At 62.4% G+C, this 18978-nt stretch carries 17 protein-coding genes; 12 read left to right on the plus strand and 5 right to left on the minus strand.

Translation table 11 applies throughout. The features are described from left to right. Positions 1-10 precede the first annotated feature (10 nt). Entirely contained in the window at positions 11-1228 is a 1218-nt protein-coding gene (locus tag QWJ37_RS05025; protein WP_290244441.1) for a pyridoxal phosphate-dependent aminotransferase, read from the plus strand. A gap of 33 nt (positions 1229-1261) precedes the next feature. Here QWJ37_RS05025 and QWJ37_RS05030 read toward each other — a convergent pair whose 3' ends face one another. Both QWJ37_RS05030 and xseA read right to left on the minus strand, forming a co-directional pair. Next, on the minus strand, positions 1262-1489 hold the full coding sequence (locus QWJ37_RS05030) for an exodeoxyribonuclease VII small subunit (RefSeq protein ID WP_227903715.1): 228 nt from the start codon (positions 1487-1489) through the stop codon (positions 1262-1264). An 86-nt stretch (positions 1490-1575) separates the two neighbouring features. Further along, positions 1576-2844 (minus strand): exodeoxyribonuclease VII large subunit, encoded by a 1269-nt coding sequence (gene xseA, locus QWJ37_RS05035; RefSeq protein ID WP_290244443.1) that lies wholly within the window; start codon positions 2842-2844, stop codon positions 1576-1578. A 163-nt stretch (positions 2845-3007) separates the two neighbouring features. Here xseA and QWJ37_RS05040 point away from each other — a divergent pair, with 163 nt between their 5' ends. From QWJ37_RS05040 to QWJ37_RS05075, 8 genes are all read left to right on the plus strand, one after another. Further along, entirely contained in the window at positions 3008-3838 is an 831-nt protein-coding gene (locus tag QWJ37_RS05040; protein WP_290244445.1) for a hypothetical protein, read from the plus strand. Between the two features lie 67 nt (positions 3839-3905). Continuing rightward, positions 3906-4991 carry a 4-hydroxy-3-methylbut-2-enyl diphosphate reductase gene (locus tag QWJ37_RS05045; RefSeq protein ID WP_227928832.1) on the plus strand — a complete coding sequence of 362 codons (1086 nt, stop codon included), beginning with the start codon at positions 3906-3908 and terminating at the stop codon, positions 4989-4991. Positions 4992-5012: 21 nt separating this feature from the next. Continuing rightward, positions 5013-6098, plus strand: a complete 1086-nt coding sequence (gene ychF / locus QWJ37_RS05050) for a redox-regulated ATPase YchF (protein WP_290244448.1) — start codon at positions 5013-5015, stop codon at positions 6096-6098. A 704-nt stretch (positions 6099-6802) separates the two neighbouring features. Next, positions 6803-9931, plus strand: a complete 3129-nt coding sequence (locus QWJ37_RS05055; RefSeq protein WP_290244450.1) for an AAA domain-containing protein — start codon at positions 6803-6805, stop codon at positions 9929-9931. Positions 9932-10108: 177 nt separating this feature from the next. Further along, positions 10109-10636, plus strand: coding sequence for a hypothetical protein (locus QWJ37_RS05060; protein WP_290244454.1), 528 nt, complete (start codon positions 10109-10111; stop codon positions 10634-10636). 91 nt (positions 10637-10727) lie between these two features. Next, positions 10728-11237, plus strand: a complete 510-nt coding sequence (locus tag QWJ37_RS05065) for a hypothetical protein (protein WP_290244456.1) — start codon at positions 10728-10730, stop codon at positions 11235-11237. A 129-nt stretch (positions 11238-11366) separates the two neighbouring features. Then, a complete protein-coding gene (locus tag QWJ37_RS05070; protein ID WP_290244458.1) occupies positions 11367-11669 on the plus strand; it encodes a hypothetical protein in 303 nt (100 codons plus the stop codon). Positions 11670-11783: 114 nt separating this feature from the next. Further along, positions 11784-12236 carry a hypothetical protein gene (locus tag QWJ37_RS05075; RefSeq protein WP_290244461.1) on the plus strand — a complete coding sequence of 151 codons (453 nt, stop codon included), beginning with the start codon at positions 11784-11786 and terminating at the stop codon, positions 12234-12236. On the opposite strand, the gene QWJ37_RS05080 is transcribed toward QWJ37_RS05075, so the two are convergent. Then, on the minus strand, positions 12223-13035 hold the full coding sequence (locus QWJ37_RS05080) for a hypothetical protein (protein ID WP_290244462.1): 813 nt from the start codon (positions 13033-13035) through the stop codon (positions 12223-12225). The two genes, QWJ37_RS05075 and QWJ37_RS05080, sit on opposite strands and share 14 nt — an antisense overlap. A gap of 264 nt (positions 13036-13299) precedes the next feature. On the opposite strand from QWJ37_RS05080, the gene QWJ37_RS05085 reads away from it, so the two are divergent. Then, entirely contained in the window at positions 13300-13857 is a 558-nt protein-coding gene (locus tag QWJ37_RS05085; protein WP_290244464.1) for a dihydrofolate reductase family protein, read from the plus strand. A gap of 75 nt (positions 13858-13932) precedes the next feature. Here the strand turns inward: QWJ37_RS05085 and QWJ37_RS05090 are convergent, their stop codons facing one another. Continuing rightward, a complete protein-coding gene (locus QWJ37_RS05090; protein ID WP_290244466.1) occupies positions 13933-15867 on the minus strand; it encodes an MFS transporter in 1935 nt (644 codons plus the stop codon). Between the two features lie 205 nt (positions 15868-16072). Further along, a complete protein-coding gene (locus tag QWJ37_RS05095; protein WP_290244467.1) occupies positions 16073-16642 on the minus strand; it encodes a helix-turn-helix domain-containing protein in 570 nt (189 codons plus the stop codon). A 90-nt stretch (positions 16643-16732) separates the two neighbouring features. Here QWJ37_RS05095 and QWJ37_RS05100 point away from each other — a divergent pair, with 90 nt between their 5' ends. Together QWJ37_RS05100 and QWJ37_RS05105 are read left to right on the plus strand one after the other, a co-directional pair. After that, positions 16733-17749: a hypothetical protein gene (locus QWJ37_RS05100; RefSeq protein WP_227903698.1), complete on the plus strand. Its 1017-nt coding sequence runs from the start codon at positions 16733-16735 to the stop codon at positions 17747-17749. Between the two features lie 39 nt (positions 17750-17788). Next, positions 17789-18952 carry a hypothetical protein gene (locus QWJ37_RS05105; protein ID WP_227928836.1) on the plus strand — a complete coding sequence of 388 codons (1164 nt, stop codon included), beginning with the start codon at positions 17789-17791 and terminating at the stop codon, positions 18950-18952. Positions 18953-18978 lie beyond the last annotated feature (26 nt).

An 18978-nucleotide genomic window follows, 5' to 3' on the forward strand; every position in this document is an offset into this window, starting at 1 on the left:
TCCTAAAGAAATGGCAGAATTCAAGCAGTCGCACAAACTCCATAACGTCCTCTATGACATTCGCGGACCGCTGCTGGAACACGCGCAGCGCATGGAGGCGGCCGGCCACCGCATCCTGAAACTGAACATCGGCAACCCCGCCCCGTTCGGCTTTGAGGCACCCGAGGCCATTCTGGTGGACATGATGCGCCACCTGCCCAAGGCCCAGGGGTACAGCGATTCCCGCGGCATCTTCTCCGCCCGCACCGCCGTGGTGCAGTACTACCAGGGCCGGGGTATCAACAACATCGACGTCGATGACGTGTACCTGGGCAACGGGGTCAGCGAGCTCATCACCCTGTCCCTGCAGGCGCTGCTGAACAACGGCGACGAGATCCTCGTGCCCGCCCCCGACTACCCGCTCTGGACGGCGTCGGTCTCCCTGGCCGGCGGCACCGCAGTGCACTACATGTGCGATGAAACCGAGCACTGGTGGCCCGATGTGGATGACATCGCAGCGAAGATCACCGACCGGACCAAGGGCATTGTCCTGATCAACCCGAACAACCCCACGGGCGCGGTCTACCCCGAACACGTGGTGAAGTCGATCGTTGAACTGGCACGCAAGCACGGCCTGATCATCTTCTCGGACGAAATCTACGAAAAGATCGTCTACGACGACGCCGTGCACATCAACTCCGCCTCGCTCACGGGGGATGACGTCCTCTGCCTGACCTTCAGCGGCTTGTCCAAGGCGTACCGGATTGCGGGCTACCGCAGCGGCTGGATGGCCATCTCCGGCCCCAAGCAGGATGCCGCGGACTACATTGAGGGCATCAACCTGCTGGCGAACATGCGGCTGTGCGCCAACGTTCCCGCCCAGCACGCCATCCAGACCGCCCTCGGCGGCTACCAGAGCATCAATGACCTGATCCTGCCCGGCGGCCGGCTGCGCGCCCAGCGGGACAAGGCCTACCAGATGCTCAACGACATTCCCGGGGTCAGCTGCGAACTGGCCCAGGGTGCCCTGTACCTGTTCCCGCGGCTCGATCCGGATGTTTACCCCATCAAGGATGACGAGCAGTTTGCCCTGGACCTGCTCAAGCAGCAGAAAATCCTGATTTCCGTGGGCACGGCGTTCAACTGGGTACGGCCGGACCATTTCCGCATGGTGTTCCTGCCCAGCGTGGAGGACATCGAGGATGCCATGACGCGCCTGGGCGAGTTCCTCGCCGGGTACCGGAAGTAGCTGGTTTCCGGGTGTGACGACGGGCTGCCGGCGTTATTCGCCGGCAGCCCGTTCCCGGGCGGCGTCCAGGCGCTCCCGGGCGCCCTGAAGCCATGACTCGCAGCGGCTGGCCAGGTGCTCGCCGCGCTCCCACAGGGCCAGTGACTCCTCCAGGCTGGCGCCGCCGGTTTCGAGCCGTCCCACCACTGCCATCAGTTCGTCGCGGGCCTGCTCGTAGCTCATGGCCTCGATATCTGCCGGTACTGCCGGTGTTTCACTCATGTCTTGTCCTCAATGCTTGCTGGTGTGCTGTGTCTTGGTGTGAATGGTGTTCGTGGCGGCCAGGAAGGGGCCACGGGAAAGTCCGGTCAGCGCGTGCCTTCGGTGGCGGTGAGCTCACCGACTGCCACACGGATCCTTAGCGGGGCTTCTGCGGGCACCGTGCCTGCGTCGCGTACTACCGAACCGTCCTTCAGCTGCACCACGGCGTAACCGCGGTCCAAGGTGTTCTGCGGCGAAAGCGCACGAACCTGGGCTCGCAGGTGCCCGATGCGGTCCGTGTCCCGCCGTACTTCGGCGGTCACAGCAGAGAGGGCCCTGCCGCGCAGCCGGGAGATCTCCTCCTCCCGGTACTCGACCATGGAAAGCGGTGCGGCCAGCACCGGCCGGGACCGGATATGGTTCAGCCGGTCCGTTTCCCGGGCAAGCAGCGTCTGAATCACGCGGCGCAGCTGGGCCCGGGACTGCCGGACCCGGGTCAGTTCCTCGCCCAAGTCAGGGACAATTCGTTTGGCGGCATCTGTGGGGGTCGAGGCACGCAGGTCGGCGACGTCGTCGAGCAGCGGACGGTCCGCCTCGTGGCCGATGGCACTGACCACAGGGGTGAGCGCGGCGGATACCGCGCGGACCAGGTCCTCGTGGCTGAACGGCAGCAGATCCTCCAGCGATCCGCCGCCGCGGGCGATCACGATGACGTCCACCTCGGGCATGGCATCCAGCTCGGCCAGAGCCCGGCTCACCTCTGCGACGGCGTTGACGCCCTGGACCGCTACCTCGCGTACCTCGAAGGCGACAGCCGGCCAGCGCAGGGCGGCGTTGCGCATCACGTCCTTCATGGCATCGGAGTTGCGGCCGGTGATCAGGCCGATCCGGCCCGGCAGGAGCGGCAGGGGAAGCTTGCGGTCTTCCCGGAACAGGCCTTCGGCGGCCAGTGCCTGCCGCAGCCGTTCGATCCGGGCCAGCAGATCCCCCAGCCCCACGGGCCGGATGTCCCGGGTCTGCATGGACAGCCGCCCGGTTTTCACCCAGAAGTCGGGTTTGACCAGGGCCACCACCCGGGCACCCCGCTCCAAGGGAAGCTCGAGCCTGTTCATCACTGCGCTCCATGCCGTCAGCGACAGCGAAACTTCGGCGTCGACGTCGCGCAGGGTGATGTAGGAGGCGTTGGCACGCCGGTTCAGCTCGATGACCTGGCCTTCCACCCAGGTGGCCGGAGCACGGTCAATGTAGCTCTTCAGGTTCTTGGAGAGCAGTGCCAGCGGCCACGGATTCTCCGGTGAGGTCTGCGCGGCCGTTGCGGGCAGTGTGGTCTTCTCCGGGGTATTCTCGGGACTCAACGGCCCGCTGTCGTCTTGCATCTGGAGGCTCCCGCGGTGGATTGGATGTGGCACTGGAACCGGAGTGGAAACCGGTACAGCTTAATGTGTATCAGGTGCGTCCCCCTGTCCTGCTCCAACCGGACCCCGACGCGGGCCGAAACAGCCGGCATGCCGCCGGACCGCAACAGACAAGGAACCCCCTATGCGCACCCTCGCCTCGGCGATCCTGGGCCTGCTGGCCGTGCTGCTCACAGCCGCTGCCTTCTGCGGAGCCTGGCTTAACACCAACGTCGTGGCCGAAAGCGGGTTTGTCGCCCTGGGAGCGCCGCTGGCCGAGGATGAGGCGTTCCAGCGCGAGCTTGCCTCCTCTCTGGCCACGGAGGCTGCCGCCTCTGCCGATGTGCCGGAACCGTTGGCGGACCTGGTGACACCGGTGATCACCTCCGCGGTGGAAAATGTCCAGGCATTGCCGGACTATCCGGAAGCCTGGAGCGAGTCGCTGCGCCGCTCGCACGTACTCACGTTCTCTGCCGAAAACGGCGGAGAGCCGTCCGGAAACCTGACCCTGGACGTTGCGCCCCTTGTCGGGCTGGTCACGGAAACGGTGGGAAGCGAGCTGAACGTGGATGTTCCCGCCCCGGAGCAGGTGCCGGTGCAGATTGGCGGAGCGGGGCATCCGGACCTGCTGCGCAACGTGGAACGTGCAGGGGAGGCCTGGCCGGTACTGGCTCTGGCCGCCGCCGCGGCAGCGATCCTGGCCCTGCTGACGGCGCGGCGGCGGTCCACAACCTTCGCACTGATGGGCCTGGGCGCGGCGCTCGCAGGTTCCGTGCTGTGGTTTGGAGCAGAACGGATCCCGGAACAGGTGTCAGCCCAGCAGTTCAGCAGCCCGGTGGCATCGGCTTTCGCCAATGCGTTCGCCGGACAGGCAGCCGCAAGCCTGTCAGCGTGGACGGTGGCCCTGATGCTGGCCGGGGCGGCGGTGTTCGTGGTGGGGCTGCTGCTCCGGGGACTGAGTGCTGCCCGTCGGTAGCTCTGCTGTGAGCGTACCCACCCCGCTGTGGCCCGGCGAGGCAAGGCATACCCGATAGCATGGGTGCATGACCAGCACAGTTGTCTCCGTGCCTATGCCCACCGTGCCCCGGCGGCGCCGCACCCCCGAGGACGTGGCTTCCGCTGCTCCGGTGTACGGGCCCCGGCGTGTCCTGCTGGCGGCGCCACGGGGCTACTGCGCCGGAGTGGACCGCGCAGTGATCGCCGTCGAGAAGGCGCTGGAGGCCTACGGCCCGCCCATCTACGTGCGTAAGCAGATTGTCCACAACCTGCATGTGGTCCACACCCTGGAGGAACAGGGCGCCATCTTTGTGGATGAGACCGACGAGGTGCCGGAAGGCGCCCGGCTGATCTTCTCCGCCCACGGAGTCTCACCCGCCGTCGTGCAGTCCGCCAAGGACCGGAACCTGCAGACCATCGATGCCACGTGCCCGCTGGTCACCAAGGTGCACCGCGAAGCAGTGCGCTTTGCCCGCGACGATTTCGACATCCTGCTCATCGGACACGAAGGGCACGAAGAGGTCGAGGGCACCTACGGCGAAGCTCCCGAGCACATGCAGATTGTGAACGGGCCCGAAGACGTGGACAAGGTCACCGTCCGGGATCCGGAGAAGGTCATCTGGCTGTCCCAGACCACCCTGAGCGTGGACGAAGCCATGCACACCGTGAACCTGCTCCGGGAACGTTTCCCCACCCTGCAGGATCCGCCCAGCGACGACATCTGCTACGCCACCTCCAACCGCCAGGCGGCCATCAAGAAGATTGCCCCGGAAGCGGACCTGGTGCTGGTGGTCGGTTCGGCGAACTCCTCCAACTCCGTCCGGCTCGTGGAAGTGGCGCTTGAATACGGCGCCAAGGCCTCCTACCGCGTGGACTTTGCCAACGAAGTGGATGAAAGCTGGTTCGAGGGCGTGGCCACCGTGGGCGTCACGTCCGGAGCCTCCGTGCCGGAGAACCTGGTCCAGGATGTGCTGAACCTGCTCGCCGAGTACGGCTACGGCGACGTCGAAGAGGTAGTAACGGCCGAAGAGGACATTATCTTCTCGCTGCCCAAGGAAATCCGGGCCACCCTGAAGGCCATGGGGGATTCCTCCCGCGGGCTTGGCGGCCGCCGCCGTGCCGACGAGTCCTAGCGCCCGGTATCATTTACTAACGTGGCTCTTACTATTGGCATCGTCGGCCTGCCCAACGTCGGCAAATCAACCCTGTTCAATGCGCTGACCCGCAACAACGTGCTGGCGGCGAACTATCCGTTCGCCACCATCGAACCGAATGTCGGCGTCGTCTCGCTTCCGGATCCGCGGCTGGCGAAGCTGGCCGAGATCTTCGGTTCGGCGCGCATCCTCCCGGCAACCGTGTCCTTTGTGGACATTGCCGGCATTGTGAAGGGTGCCTCCGAAGGTGAAGGGCTGGGCAACCAGTTCCTCGCCAACATCCGCGAGGCTGAGGCCATTGCGCAGGTTATCCGCGTGTTTGATGACCCCGATGTCATCCACGTGGACGGCAAGGTGGATCCGCGCTCTGACATGGAGACCATCAACACCGAACTGATCCTGGCCGACCTGCAGACGCTGGAAAAGGCAACTCCGCGGCTGGAAAAGGAAGTCAAGATCAAGAAGCGCGAGGCGGCGCAGCTGACCGCCATGCAGGCTGCGCAGGCCGTGCTGGAACGCGGCGACACCATCTTCTCCTCGGTGGAGAAGGACAAGCTGGAGATGGAGCACCTCCGCGAGCTGAGCCTGCTCACCGCCAAGCCGTTCATCTACGTGTTCAACGTGGACGACGCCGTGCTGGGCAACCCGGAGCGCCAGGCCGAACTGCGCGAACTCGTTGCCCCGGCGGACGCCATCTTCCTCGACGCCAAGCTCGAAGCCGACCTGGTGGAGCTGGATGAGGAAGAAGCCCGGGAAATGCTGGAGATGAGCGGTCAGGAAGAGTCCGGCCTGGACAAGCTGGCCCGCGTCGGCTTCCACACCCTGGGCCTGCAGACCTACCTGACGGCCGGTCCCAAGGAAACCCGTGCATGGACCATCCGCAAGGGCGATACCGCACCGCAGGCGGCCGGCGTGATCCACTCCGACTTCCAGCGCGGCTTCATCAAGGCTGAAGTAGTGTCCTTTGACGACCTGGTGGAGGCCGGTTCCATGGCCGAAGCCAAGTCCCGCGGCAAGGTCCGCATCGAAGGCAAGGAATACGTTATGGCCGACGGCGACGTGGTTGAGTTCCGCTTCAACGTCTAGTTCAATCCCTTGATGCAGTGGAAGTGCCGCCCTACGTGAAAACGTATTAGGGCGGCATTTCTTGTAGGTGGAGCGAGGGGCTTATTGTCCAGCCCTCGTAGATCTCGTTCGTTACCGCCCTTGGGTCTTGAAAGGATGGGCGACACAGGCGTCGGTTTAGTGCGTGAGACCGTCGATAAGTCTCCTGCAGTGATTTCCCGCTAGGGACTTGTCTTTTTGCCTGAATAGACAGAGTTGATTGTGGCCTACATTTACTCGGTCAGTAGGTGCGAAATAGGTCACGGTGGAAGCAAGGTCATCGACAAGGGCCGAATAGTGAATTGCTGCCGCTGGGTATTTATCACAAATTGAACGAGGTGAACGGCGGAGCTTACGACGAGGGCGCGGCTGTCGATAAGTCTGCGTAGGCGACACTGCCGACACAGCCCTCTAAACGCGGTGTAGGGCGGTGAGGCATTGGCCATTATTCTTACGAAAGGCAGCACAATCACGAAAATGGACCATTATGCCAACGGCAGGGACAGCAACGCGATCCGCGCTGCTGTTCTACGGCCGGTGCTGGAGGGAATCCTCAACGCAGGCTGAAACGACAAGGCGAGACGGCCCCAGCGGCATCATCATGAGCCGCCTTTTAAATCGCCGCGGTATCGCGTCCATCGGCTCGTAGCGGACGGTGGGTTCGAGGAAGACAAAGGAGCTCCACAATGGCAGACCCGTTTAGGGTTGCGGACTATTTTTCGCAGGTTATCAAGCGCGGCCAGTTGGAAGCGGTGACCTTCGAGGACTCTTCCATATACGTGGCGGTGACTCGAGAGCAGCTCGCCACAGGTTCCTTGAGCGTTGAGGATACCGCGACACTGTTCTCCCACCACAAGGAGGAGGTACACGGCCTCCGCACTGCGCCGAAAGGTACACATAGCGCCGAGCAAACCGCTGCGACAGAGCCGGTCCAGGACGCGCCAATCTCTGTGGTGGTATCACTGGTTTCGCAGTCGGCCAAGAATGGGACAGCACAAAATGGCCTCCTGCTGTTAGAGGGAAAGTTGTTCCGAGATGGCCGGCTGGAGCCGGAACTCAAAACGGCGTCTTCTCCATGGATACCGGTGGAACGCCTGGAATCCCCTTCGATTACCGGGGAGAAGCTAACAATTGGATCCCTGAGTGACTATTGGAAGTATGCACGTTCCGTGCTCGGAGCCGGCATCTCCCAGACGGTGTCTTTTGCTGACGCGATGAAGCTGGCGACACGGATGTTTGAGGACGTCGCGGGGGACACCGTTGAGGAATTCGCAGCGAAGCATGGTCCGGGCGAAGGTGCGATCCAGTACGAGCTGGGCTATGTCCAGAACGCCGACCGGATTAATGCCGCGGGTTCGCTTCTGAAGGTCTATGACTTCCTCAGCAGGCAAGACAAGATGCCTGCACTGGTGGAGCGGCTGTCCAAGGGATGGCGGAGCGGGAGGCTTCATGAGACGGGAATCCATGAGGGTGAGGGGCTTTACGAGGCCGCGCTAAAGTCATGTGGCTCGATGAGCGATGGATTCCCTTTGACGGATTCGCAGCGCCGCGCTGTGCATGCGTTCCTCGACGGGTCCGGCAGCGAGGTCACTGCCGTCAGCGGTCCACCGGGTACGGGCAAGACGACGATGCTGCAGGCGGTCGTGGCCAACCTCTTTACACGCCGTGCGCTGGAACAGGGGGCGCCGCCTGTCATCGTGGGTACTTCCACCAACAACCAGGCTGTCACCAACATCATCTCCTCGTTTGCCTCCGTCACGAAGGATGAGCCCGGTCCGTTGGACTTTCGTTGGCTGCCGCAGGAGCAGAACGGCCATGCTTCCGCCGAAAAACCGCTGCAATCGCTGGCGGTGTACTGTCCCTCGCAGAAGAAATTAGGCGACGCGAAAAAGAAGTTCCTGGTCGAGCAAAAGGATAAGAGCCAGACGTACTCCGCTTACAGCAGCGACGCATACATTGCCGGGGCGAAGGATTGCTTCGCGATGAGCTTCCATACTTATTTCGGGGAAGTCACCGACATTCCCCACTTGCCGCAATTGATTCATGGTGCGCTGATGGAGATGGATGAGTATCGCATCGCCTTGATCGAGACCATGCGCACCAAGGGGCGGTCAGACGATTACATCGCCCTGTGCTGCAAGGTGGAGGCATCTCCGTATCTCAGGACGATCAGCCACGTGGCGGAGTTGAAGGACTGCAGCAGCCTGGAAGAGCTCGATCAGAAGCTCGACGTGACCCTGCGGTATGTGGAGTTCTGGTTGGCTGTGCACTATTTCGAGGCGCAGTGGCTCCTTACCGACTTCATCCCGCTCGAAGACCGGTGGAAGACTAAGCGGGACGTCATGGATCGCTACTGGCGGCAAGCTGCGGCCCTCACGCCGTGCTTCGTGATGACCATCTATCAGGTGCCAAGGTACTTCGAGCTCCATATGGGCCCAAGAGAGCCGAGCCATTTTGACGTCGGCCGCATTGACCTGCTGATCGTCGACGAGGCGGGCCAGGTGGATACTCCGCTCGGCTTGCCGATTTTCGCGCTGGCCACACGTGCCCTGGTTGTGGGTGATGAGAAGCAGCTGGCACCGATATGGTCCATCGATGAGCTGACGGACAGCGAAGTGGCGGAGAGTACAGGAATTCCCCTGCGGGAGTGGTCGGAGGACCTGCGTGAGCGTGGTCTGACGTGCTCGGCACAGTCAAGCCTGATGCGGGCGGCGAGCCACGCCTCGAGTTGGAACTATGGCACGGGGTCTCCGGGGCTGTTCCTCGCGGAGCATTTCCGGTGCCATCCGGACATCATCGGATTCTGCAACTCACTTTTGTACGACGGGATGCTGCAGGCGAAGCGTCTTTCGAGCTCCTCGAAACTTGACGGCGAGTCCGCCGCTTTCCTGTGGGCCGACGTGCCGGGATCGCATGATTCCCGGCAGGGATCGAGCCGTAGGAACCAGAACGAGGCGGAGGCTGTCGCCGCATGGATCGTGGAGAACTACGCGCACTACTTTGACATTTACTTCTCCACAGAGCCCGATGTGAACAAGCGGGTAAGTGGGGATGCGCTGATCGGCGTCGTGACTCCGTTTAGCGCCCAGGCCCGGCTGATCACCGCGGAGCTCAGGAAAGCAGTGGGGGCAGCGGACGCCTCGGCCCGTCTGCCGGACCAATTGTGGAAAAAAGTCACAGTGGGTACGGCGCACCGGCTGCAAGGGGCTGAGCGCCCAATTGTCCTATTCTCCGCTGTGTACGGGCAGGACAGTGCGCAGGCAACGTTCGTCGACCAGAACCCTGAGCTGATGAACGTGGCGGTCTCCCGTGCGAAGGACCTCTTTATCGTTTTTGCGGCGGCGAACCGATGGAACAACGGAAAAGTGTTTGGCGTGATGTCGAGGTTCGCGCAGCGGTCCAATGCGGTCCTCGCCCTTCGTGAGGACCCCCTAATCAGCGTGGAGGAAGGATGGACCGCCTCGACTCCCACCACCCTCGTAGCCGGGCCCTCACAGACCGTGGGGCGGACCCGGGCGCTGGAGTCGGGTGCTGCCGCGGTGTCGTTGACTGTCGTTTTGAAGGGCTGGCGCGAGGCAGGCGAGCTTCGTGACGAGGACGCCGGCATGAAAACCTCAGCTCTCAACGCGCGGCTCAGTGAAGCAGGGGTCCTCATCGGTGAGTCAGGCGCGTGGGAGCCATCGAAGCTGGCTCGCGCACTGGGTGTGGTGGTTGAACAGCGGCATAACGCCCGGGGTGAGCAGTACGAGTCCATTGAGTACACGCCGCAAATGCAGGAGTTGTTGCTTGGGCTCTACCGCGAAGGGAAGCTCTGATCGTCGGCCGACCCGTCCGCTGTCCGTGCGTCCTATCAGGAGAGGGGTCCTGCGTATCGATCCCAAAAGGGTCCGCAAGATCTTGGTGATGCCCTAGATGGTTTTCCTTTACGGAACGGGGTGGAGTTTAGGTTTAACGTCTAGTTTTCCCCTCAATCAATAGAAATACCGCCCTCCGTGAAAGCTTCGGAGGGCGGTATTTTCGTATGTATTAGAGGGAAAGGGGCGACGACGGCGGCGGTGGCCCTCACGCAGCCGGGCATCCACGTGGATAACTTCATCACCCTCGGCTCGGCAGGCCTGCCCGACAACGTGGATAACGCCGATGATCTGAACGCTGACCAGGTGTATTCCGGACACGCGCGGGACAAGGTGCCTTTTATTGAATCCGAAAGCGGAGACCAGTGGGCTTGGATCGGCCGGGACGCCAGCCGTGACCACAAGGTGAACCCCATAGACTCTGAGTTCGGGTCCCACGCTTTCGGCACTGATACCGGCAGTGACGCCGGACGCGTCGTGACGGACCACTCGACGCTCATGTCGGATAATGGCGAGCAGGCCGGGTACTTGGACATAAGAACAGAATCCCTAAAAAACACGGCGTGGGCGATTAGGGGAGAAACGGAGAAGATCACCCCGTATGTTCCGTTGGGACCGACTGATATGCAGAAAGCCTGGCTGGAAGGGATGAAATATGCGCCGTAAGACGCGCCTTAGGATGATCACGGCCTCGACGGCCGCACTCCTGATGGGACTGACAATAACAGGATGCGCTGAGAAGGAGACAAACACGACAATGTCGGAGCAGAATACCCCGGAAGAGACGATAAGTGCCAGAGAGGGGCGGGACCGGGTGGTGGAACTCGTATTCAATACCGCCGAACAGCTGGACGTTACCGGGTGGTGGCCCCGCAACGGCGCAGCGTGGGCGCAGGAATGCACCCCCGAAAGCAGCTATGGAACCGGGGATGCCACGGCCAGTTACAGCTATGACCGTTGGGCGCCGCAGGGAACCGACCATATTGGGGACGCTAAGCGCGTCGCCGAGTATTGGGAGTCCCTGGGCATGAGCGTACGCACCATAAACCCGACAAAAGACCCGGTCGTGTTCGCTGAGGGTGGCCCCGTGGCCCGGGCTGAATTTGATACTGATGCACCTGAACAGTCGTACAGTATCGGGGCTACTGCACCCTGCTCGCCGGGCGACGCGTTTACGTTGAATGAGGAGGACAGTGCAGAGCGGGATCAGGGCAGAACACTCCCCGGAGACGAAGGCCTCGTCCTCCAGGAAGAGCCTCCGGAGTAACTCCACGAAGAAATCCCGGTCTGCCCCGGCACCGTGACCGGCGGGAAGGAAGACGATACTGGTCAAGTGCAAATCAACGGGTCTTAGGACAAAGGTAAAGCCGTCGGTCTTTGAGATTGGAATATAAACATGGCGGATTCGATTGACGAAGCCGTGGACAGCATGTCGAGATTCGCTGAAATGCTTCCCCTGGTCGGGCTTCCTGAGCTAGGCCGCGGCTATAAGAAAGAAGCAGAACAGCTCAGTCGCGATAGATCTGATCAGTCCCTACGAGAAACCCGGGAATGGATTAGGCAGACTTTTCAGTATCAAGGCAGCGGTAGCATTCCCGACCGATACGTTGCAAAACAGGATGGTTCAGCAGACTCTCAGCTCACCTCCGAATATCATGGTCTAATCCGTCTTCTCGGTGAGTTTGTTGAAGGGCAATGAACGTACCGTCTTCTGACCTAAAGCAACGTCAGTCCCGCGCCAGTATCGAGCTGGTACCGGAACAGTGGGGATGCTCACAAACGAGCTTCCTCGAAATGCGCTAGCGTGACCGGCATGGACCGTAGAAACCTGGATATCTCCGATGCCGCAACGCTTATGACTTTGCTGCATCGCGGGAAGCGCCCCTCGACGCTCCGGACGCTGCTGCCGGGGTGGGACATGTTGCAGGCCGACGTCCCTTCGCGGGAACGGATGGAGACGGCAATGTCGATCCTGGTCGGTTCCGGTCTGGCTGAAGTGGACTCGTCGTGGGGGATGCTGCTCACGGTGGAGGGGGGACGGATCAGGCGGTCCATCAAGGGGGCTCAGGGAATGCGGATGATTCCGGGTGCTATCGGCGAAATCCTGGCAGGACGACGGCTGGACCGTGCTCCGTTGGCCCTGCCCCAGGCGGTCTTTGATGCGGCGCGCGAGGAATATTTCAACGCCGCCCGACGCAGGGCAGAGCGTGCACAAAAGCGCCGGTCACGGCACCGCTGGTGGTGGCCGGACCTCAGCGCACCCTGACGTTCACATTGACGGGCTTGCGTAGGGCCGCACGAGTCTGTGCACCTTCGTGTCGCACGGTCCCGATCATCGCGCCCTGCATCGCTGCGTTGACCACGGTGCCGAGAGCCATGAGCTTACGCGTCTGTTGTGCTTCCGCCAGTTGCCAGGCCTGCAGGTTTTCCATCCGCTGACGGTACCGTTCAGTCTCGTAGAGGTTGATCGCATCGTGAATGGTGCTGGCCCGATGATTACGCACCAGTTGGAGGCAGAAGGCGACTGCTTCGTCATAAAGATAGGCCTGAGGGAAACGGTTGCCGATGTCCGAGGCAAAGTCACGGCTGGCCTGGGTGAGCTGGGCATCCATTCGTTGCTCGTCAGCCGATACGGCCTGGTTGTGTGTCACTCGCTGCTGATTGATCTGTTCGGTCCGGGCGTGCAGCCGGGGAAGAACGAGCCTGTTGCGAACGAGCCAGAGGGCCGATGCCAAGGCGAGGGCAACCGGGCTTGCGAGAATGGCGACGCTGAGGGGCTGGATATTCGAGTAGAAGATTTGTCCTTGTGCATACGCATCAGCTTTCGCCCATGCCTGAATGATCGGCGTCCCGACTGCGGTAAGAAGGACCACGAGACCAACAGTCAACAGCACTAATGGCAGGATTCCCCACTTCGGATTGAGTGGCTCCAGCGGCTGGTAACGTTGCGCGATCGTCCCCTTCTCCTGTAAGCGTGTGTCAATGTATCGCAACAGATTTTGGAGATGCGAAAGAAAGCCTTCGAGCTGGGCCCTGGCGTCACCGTTTTGGTGAGAGTTTTCCACGAGAATTCCTTTTCCAGCGCCGGCGTCAGCGCAGCTAATGTTCCGTTCAAGGGATCCCGTTCGGTTTCCGCTTGTCGATGTGTTCCTTCAGCCAGATCCGTCCACATACGTATATGTCGGTACGGGAAACGAAACAGTTCGCAGTTGCCGGTCGCCGTCACTGTATTGTGACCCGAATCAGAAAGCAGACCTTTGGCGCAGGGCAGGCCCTGGAATAACCGGAAGCCCTTGCACACGAGCGCCGGCGCCGCGAAGAATCAGTGTATGGGCCGGCTCACCTTCAGTATCAACGTCACCCTTGACGGTTGTATCGACCACCGGGCGGGCATTGTCGACGACGAGACACACGCGCACTTCACTGCCCTCCTGGACGAGGCCGGCGCCATGCTCTGGGGCCGCACCACGTACGAAATGATGGAGGACTATTGGCCGCTGGTTGCCAGTGGAGAGGTGGAAGCACCGCCGGCAATGCGGGACTGGGCCCTCACGCTGGAAAACAAACCCAAGTACGTGGTGTCCGCGACGCGCAGCGACTTCCCATGGAATAACAGCCACCACATCGAAGGGGATCTGCGGACAGCAATACAGGACCTCAAGGACAGGACCCCGGACGGTGTTCTTCTCGGCAGCGGCATGCTGGCGTCTGGTCTGGACCGGCTGGACCTGGTTGATGACTACAAGTTCCTAGTCCACCCCAGAATCACCGGCCACGGTCCCACCCTGTACGGGGGCCTCCTCAACAGCACCCGCAGTCTCGAACTGATCTCCGCTGAACCGATGGGCAACGGTGCCATCTCGGTGCACTACCGGCGGGCTGGCTAATGGCAGGGAAGACCACCGGTAAATAGTGAAGGCCAGGCCCGACGGGCCTGGCCTTCACTTCACTATTTCGTGGGGCTACGCCGGGGTACCGGCTTCAGTCTGCGCAGTTTCACCGCGCGAACGCAGGTACGTTGCGATCGCCAGCCGGTTGACCGCGGACCGGCTTACGATGCCGATGGGACGGGAGTCAGCCCCGTTGACCACCGGAACCTTCTTGAGCCGCGCGTCGGACAGGGCAGCCACAGCGTCACTGAGCGACGCGCCGGCGTCGAGAGTGACGACGTCGTGCGTTGCCAGCCGCATAACGTTCAGGTTCGCCAGATCGGACATGGCCCGTTCCAGATCGTCCTCAGCCCCGATGGCGTAGGAGTAGATCGACGTCGAGGACGGGTGGGTTGCCGAGAGATAGCGCAGGACGTCGCCGTCGGACAGGAAGCCTGCCAGCGTGCCGTCCGCGTTGAGGACCGGTGCTCCCGAAATACCGCGCTCAGCGAAGGTCCGGAGGGCGTCGAGGACGGACTGTTCCGAGGACAGTGCGTACACGTCGGACTTCATGACCGTATCCAGGGCGGAAGCCGGGCGCTGCACACTTTCAGTGCTGCGGCGTGAGCGCACCGAACGGTAGGCCAGGAACGCGAGCAGAATGCCGAGAAGCGAGGTGGCGACCACGAAGGCGACGGCGCCGTGGAAGCCGGCCAGCAGCGAATCTGTTTCGCTGCTCCCGGTAGCGGCTTTCGCCGCAATCACTGCGCCGTAGATACCGGTTGCGAGCGAGGTACCCACGCAGCCGGCGATCTGGAAGCTGGTGGAGACAATCGTGACGCCGTGCGGGCTGGTCTCACGGTCGAGGTTGGACAGCGCGAACGTCTGCGCAGGCCCGACGACGAATGCCGTAGCCAGCACTGCCGGAACGTAGAGGAGGCCGAAGATCCAGACCGACGAGTGGCCCGCAGCAACACCGACGAGCGTGACGAAGACCGCCATAACGAGGAACCCGAGCGGAATGGACCGGCGGCCACCGTGCCGGTCGAACATGCGGCCGGCAATCGGTCCCATGCCTACGGTGAGGAGGATGCCGGGGGCGAGGGTGAGCGAGGCGCCCAGCGGCGGCATGTCCAGCGCGCCCTGGAGGAACAGCGGGATAACCACGTTCATGGCGAAGACGAAGACCAGGCCGAGCATCGTCATCAGTACACCGAGCACAAAAGGTGCGTTGGAGAACGGGCGCATGTCGATCAGCGGATTAGCGATGCGGCGCTGACGGAGGACGAACAGCCACATGGCGAGCAATCCAACGATGCCGGCGATACCTGCGTAAAGGGCAGATCCCTCGAAGGCGCTGGATACGCCGTAGAGGATCCCGACCAGACCGGCAGCAACAAGAATGAACGAGAGAATGTCGAGAACCGGCCGGCCCAGCTCAGCGGCGTTCCGCAGAACGAAGGCACCGGCGAGGAGCACGGCGAGGGTGAGGCCGCCGAATACCCACATCAGCGTGGTCCAGGGAGCGACGGTCAGAATGGCGCCGGACAGGACGATGGCCAGCGACGGTCCGAGGGTGGTCATCGCCGCCATAATGCCCATGTTGAGCCCCAGCTTTTCGCGGGGCGACACGGCAAGCGTGATGTTCATGCCGATGGGGGTGAGCAGGCCGGTTCCAATGGCCTGCAGCAAGCGGGCAATCAGCAGCACTTCGAAGGTGGGCGCAAGGGCTCCCACCACCGATCCGACAACCATGATGGCGACGACGGCGACGAACAGCGGTCTGGTGGGGAACCGGTGGTACAGAACGTTGGCGACGGGTACGAACACGGCTGCGACAAGCAGGTAACCCGTGGTCAGCCACTGAACGGTACTGATGTTGACGCCGAAGTCCTGCATGATCGGCGTGAAGGCTACGTTGAGGAACGTCTCGTTGAAGGTGGCGAGGAACGCAGCGGCCGCTGCGACCGCGATCATTCCACCTGCGCGTCCCTTGATATCGGGACGGGAAATTGAAGAGGGCGCCATAGAGTCTCCTGACAGTCGGCGGTGTGGAGGCGATCGACCGTGCCGTGTCAGAAGGTACTTTTTGCAGTGCCCCGCGTGTCGTGTCATCGATGCCGTGATGGCCATAGGCCGCATCAATCCTAGCAGGTCACCGGCCCGGGGCTCGGGCGTCGTGGGCCGTATGCGGCCCGTCAATGCCGGGGCGGGGCCGCAACTTATCGCGGGTTTATCCGGCGCTGCTCCAGAGAAGGTAGGCCTCGGCGAGCTCTCCCGGGACACCGGGAGCCGCGTCGCGGATGGCCGGCGCCTGCGGGCGGGTAATGGTGGCCACCGCCACAATGACCCCGGGGGCAGTGATGCTGGCCCGCACGGCATTGGTGCGCTTCAGAATCGTCAGCAGCTCTTCCAAGGCGTCGAGTGCCGGCTGTTGGATCTGCACGAGCGGCGATGCGCCTGCTGCGTCTGTTCCTGCACCGGCCTGCAGGACAAGACCATCGGTCAGGGCTCCGAGTTCCATCTCCATCAACCTGGCCAGCAAGCCCTTCCAGGCCTCCGCCGGGTCCTTTGCGGCAGCGGCGCGGGCCTCGGCAACGATCGCCAGGATCTCCCGGACCATATCCTCGATCACCGCCCGGATCAGGTCGTCCCGGGACGGGAAGTTCCGGTAGAGCGTCGCAATACCAACGCCGCTGGCAGCGGCCACTGCTTCCAAGGCAACGTCACCGCCTCGCGCGGCAAACACATGTCTCGCATGGCCGATGATCGCTTCTCTTCGCTGTACAGCGTCGGCTCGCATCCACGCCTCCCTCAAGTTGACCCTCAGTCTAAACCGGAGGAATATCGTCCATGTAAGCGGAGGAAATACCTCCGGAAAGAAGAAGGAACCATGTCATCCCTCCCGCCGTCCTCCGGCTCGCATCGAAAGCACGCGGCCGTGTGGGCCGGCCTGACCCTCGGGCTCTCCGTCATTCTGCTGGCGCTGCTGATGCTGTTCATCTCACCCTCGCTCCACTCCGGGCCGCGGGATCTGGCCCTGGGTGTGGTGGGATCCCAGGACCGGGCAGCATCGGTCGCCGAGACGCTGGAGGACCAGTCACCGGGTGCCTTCACGGTGCAGTCCTACGGGAGCGCAGATGAGCTCCAGGAAGGAATCCGGGACCGGGAGATTGTCGGCGGGTTCGACTTCACGGATCCGGATATGACCGTCTATGTTGCCAGTGCCGGTTCCACGGCGGTGTCAGGAACGGTCAGCAACGTCGGGGCCACAATGGCGGGCGGCATGGGACAGACAGCGGAGATCGTAGACGTGGTTCCGCTTCCCCCGGGCGACCCCACCGGCGTGGGCATCGGAGGGCTGGCCTTTCCGCTGGTGTTCGGCGGCATTGTGCCGGCCGTGGCGTTCCGCTCAATGCTGTCCGGGCAGCGCTGGTGGATCTTTGCCGGGCTTACCGGTTTTTCCGTGGCGGGGGGATTTGTTGTCGCCGCGGTCCTCAAATATCTGTTCGGCAGCATCGAGGGACCGCTGGTTCCGGTCGCGGCAAGTGTGGCGCTGGGTATCGCCGCGCTGGCACTGCCGCTGGCCGGTCTCAACGAGTGTTTTGGCACAAAAGGTTTCACCATCGCGGCTATGTCCATGATGTTTGTTGGCAATCCCTTTGCCGGCATTGCCACCAGCGCCCAGTGGCTTCCGGGCGGGGTTGCAGTAATTGGCCAGCTCCTACCTCCCGGCGCTGCCGGTACGCTTGTGCGCTCCGTTGCCTACTTTGGCGGCGTCGGCGGCGGGGCCGCGGCCCTGACCCTGGGGATCTGGGTCCTCGCAGGCGCGGCACTGTGGTTCAGCGGACCGTCCATTAAGGCATTCCGGGCCCGCAAAGAGAAAGAGGCTGTACCCGCGGGGAATTGATGCGCAGGTCATAATTCCAAAAGCACCTAGGATGAACCCATGTTTGAATGGGTTTCCGGCGCGTGGTCCTACAGTTTCGCATTATTGCTAAGTGCGTCCGCCGGAGTGGTCGCTGAGAAATTCCTCAATATATCCGGCAGGCTGGTCCAGCCGCTCTGGTATAAAACCTTTGGCCGAATCCACCGGCAACGCCGGCTTCGCAGGGAAACCCGGCTCCTCGGTTCCGGAGAAACCTTTGCCGTGGGCGCGGCCAAACATGAGATCTACGTCAGGCAGTTTGCCGTGGACGGCTTCCGCCCGGAGCATCTGTTCTCCGCAACTCTGCCTGCACAGTCTGCCGGTGGACTTGTTGACAGGTTGCCAACGAGGCTGCAGCCAGGCGGAGCTGCGGATCTGGAACGGATGATCGAGGATAAACGCAGGGAGCTGGACGCCGCACCGGGAGCCTGGAACGCTGAGATGCTTGCGCTGCGCCGGTTGGAGGTCTCGCGGGTGGGTTCCCACGAGTTGCCTGCATTAAAACTCCACTACGCGAAGACCGATTATGCGTCCTTTCAGGTGATCTCCTCGGAATGGGAGAAGCGCTTCGCTGAAGGCCTGGCGGGTGGTGAAATCCTTGGTGAAGAATTACTGGACGTACTGCCGGGCCTGTCGCATTCCTTTGGCATTAACCTGACCATTGAAACGGCAGATGATCATCTGCTCCTCACCCGTCGGAGCGCGAAAACCTCCGGCGGCCGCAACCTGCGGCACATCTCGGTCAATGAAGGCATGGCGTTGATGGACCTGGACCCCAAAACCGGGCTTCCGGATCCCTACCGCACGGCATTGCGGGGAATCTCAGAGGAACTCGGAATCGATCTTGAGAATGAACCGGATATTCGTAACCGGATCACGTTCCACGGCCTTATCTGCGACGTCACCCGGTATGAATGGGCCCTGCTGGGTCACGTCAATCTGACCCAGACGGGGTGGACCAACGCGTCCTTCATCGCGGCCCGTCGGCTCGGCATGGGCCCGGATGACTGGGAATCGAACGGACTCGATTTCATCCCGATGACGAAGGCGGCCGTTGAAGAGGCGCTCCGGGATGACGCGGAGTGGGTAGGGCACGGCTATATGAACCTCGTGTTGTCCGCGATGCACCGTCTCCGCAGCGACCACCGGGCCATCCTCGCGGCGGTCCGCTCGGCCTTGGTCTGAAGTCACCGCCCGCCTGAGGTGCCCGG

Origin of the sequence: Arthrobacter sp. YD2 (genome assembly GCF_030410475.1) — a bacterium.
GTDB lineage: Bacteria > Actinomycetota > Actinomycetes > Actinomycetales > Micrococcaceae > Arthrobacter_B > Arthrobacter_B zhangbolii.

Bases quoted from the DNA above. Each gene is read 5' to 3' on its own strand.
- QWJ37_RS05090 (WP_290244466.1), bottom strand. From the start codon at position 15,867: ATGGCGCCCTCTTCAATTTCCCGTCCCGATATCAAGGGACGCGCAGGT.
- xseA (WP_290244443.1), bottom strand. From the start codon at position 2,844: ATGCAAGACGACAGCGGGCCGTTGAGTCCCGAGAATACCCCGGAGAAG.
- QWJ37_RS05065 (WP_290244456.1), top strand. From the start codon at position 10,728: ATGTCGGAGCAGAATACCCCGGAAGAGACGATAAGTGCCAGAGAGGGG.
- QWJ37_RS05095 (WP_290244467.1), bottom strand. From the start codon at position 16,642: ATGCGAGCCGACGCTGTACAGCGAAGAGAAGCGATCATCGGCCATGCG.
- QWJ37_RS05070 (WP_290244458.1), top strand. From the start codon at position 11,367: ATGGCGGATTCGATTGACGAAGCCGTGGACAGCATGTCGAGATTCGCT.
- QWJ37_RS05085 (WP_290244464.1), top strand. From the start codon at position 13,300: ATGGGCCGGCTCACCTTCAGTATCAACGTCACCCTTGACGGTTGTATC.
- QWJ37_RS05030 (WP_227903715.1), bottom strand. From the start codon at position 1,489: ATGAGTGAAACACCGGCAGTACCGGCAGATATCGAGGCCATGAGCTAC.
- QWJ37_RS05040 (WP_290244445.1), top strand. From the start codon at position 3,008: ATGCGCACCCTCGCCTCGGCGATCCTGGGCCTGCTGGCCGTGCTGCTC.
- QWJ37_RS05105 (WP_227928836.1), top strand. From the start codon at position 17,789: ATGTTTGAATGGGTTTCCGGCGCGTGGTCCTACAGTTTCGCATTATTG.
- QWJ37_RS05100 (WP_227903698.1), top strand. From the start codon at position 16,733: ATGTCATCCCTCCCGCCGTCCTCCGGCTCGCATCGAAAGCACGCGGCC.
- QWJ37_RS05075 (WP_290244461.1), top strand. From the start codon at position 11,784: ATGGACCGTAGAAACCTGGATATCTCCGATGCCGCAACGCTTATGACT.
- QWJ37_RS05055 (WP_290244450.1), top strand. From the start codon at position 6,803: ATGGCAGACCCGTTTAGGGTTGCGGACTATTTTTCGCAGGTTATCAAG.
- QWJ37_RS05045 (WP_227928832.1), top strand. From the start codon at position 3,906: ATGACCAGCACAGTTGTCTCCGTGCCTATGCCCACCGTGCCCCGGCGG.
- QWJ37_RS05025 (WP_290244441.1), top strand. From the start codon at position 11: ATGGCAGAATTCAAGCAGTCGCACAAACTCCATAACGTCCTCTATGAC.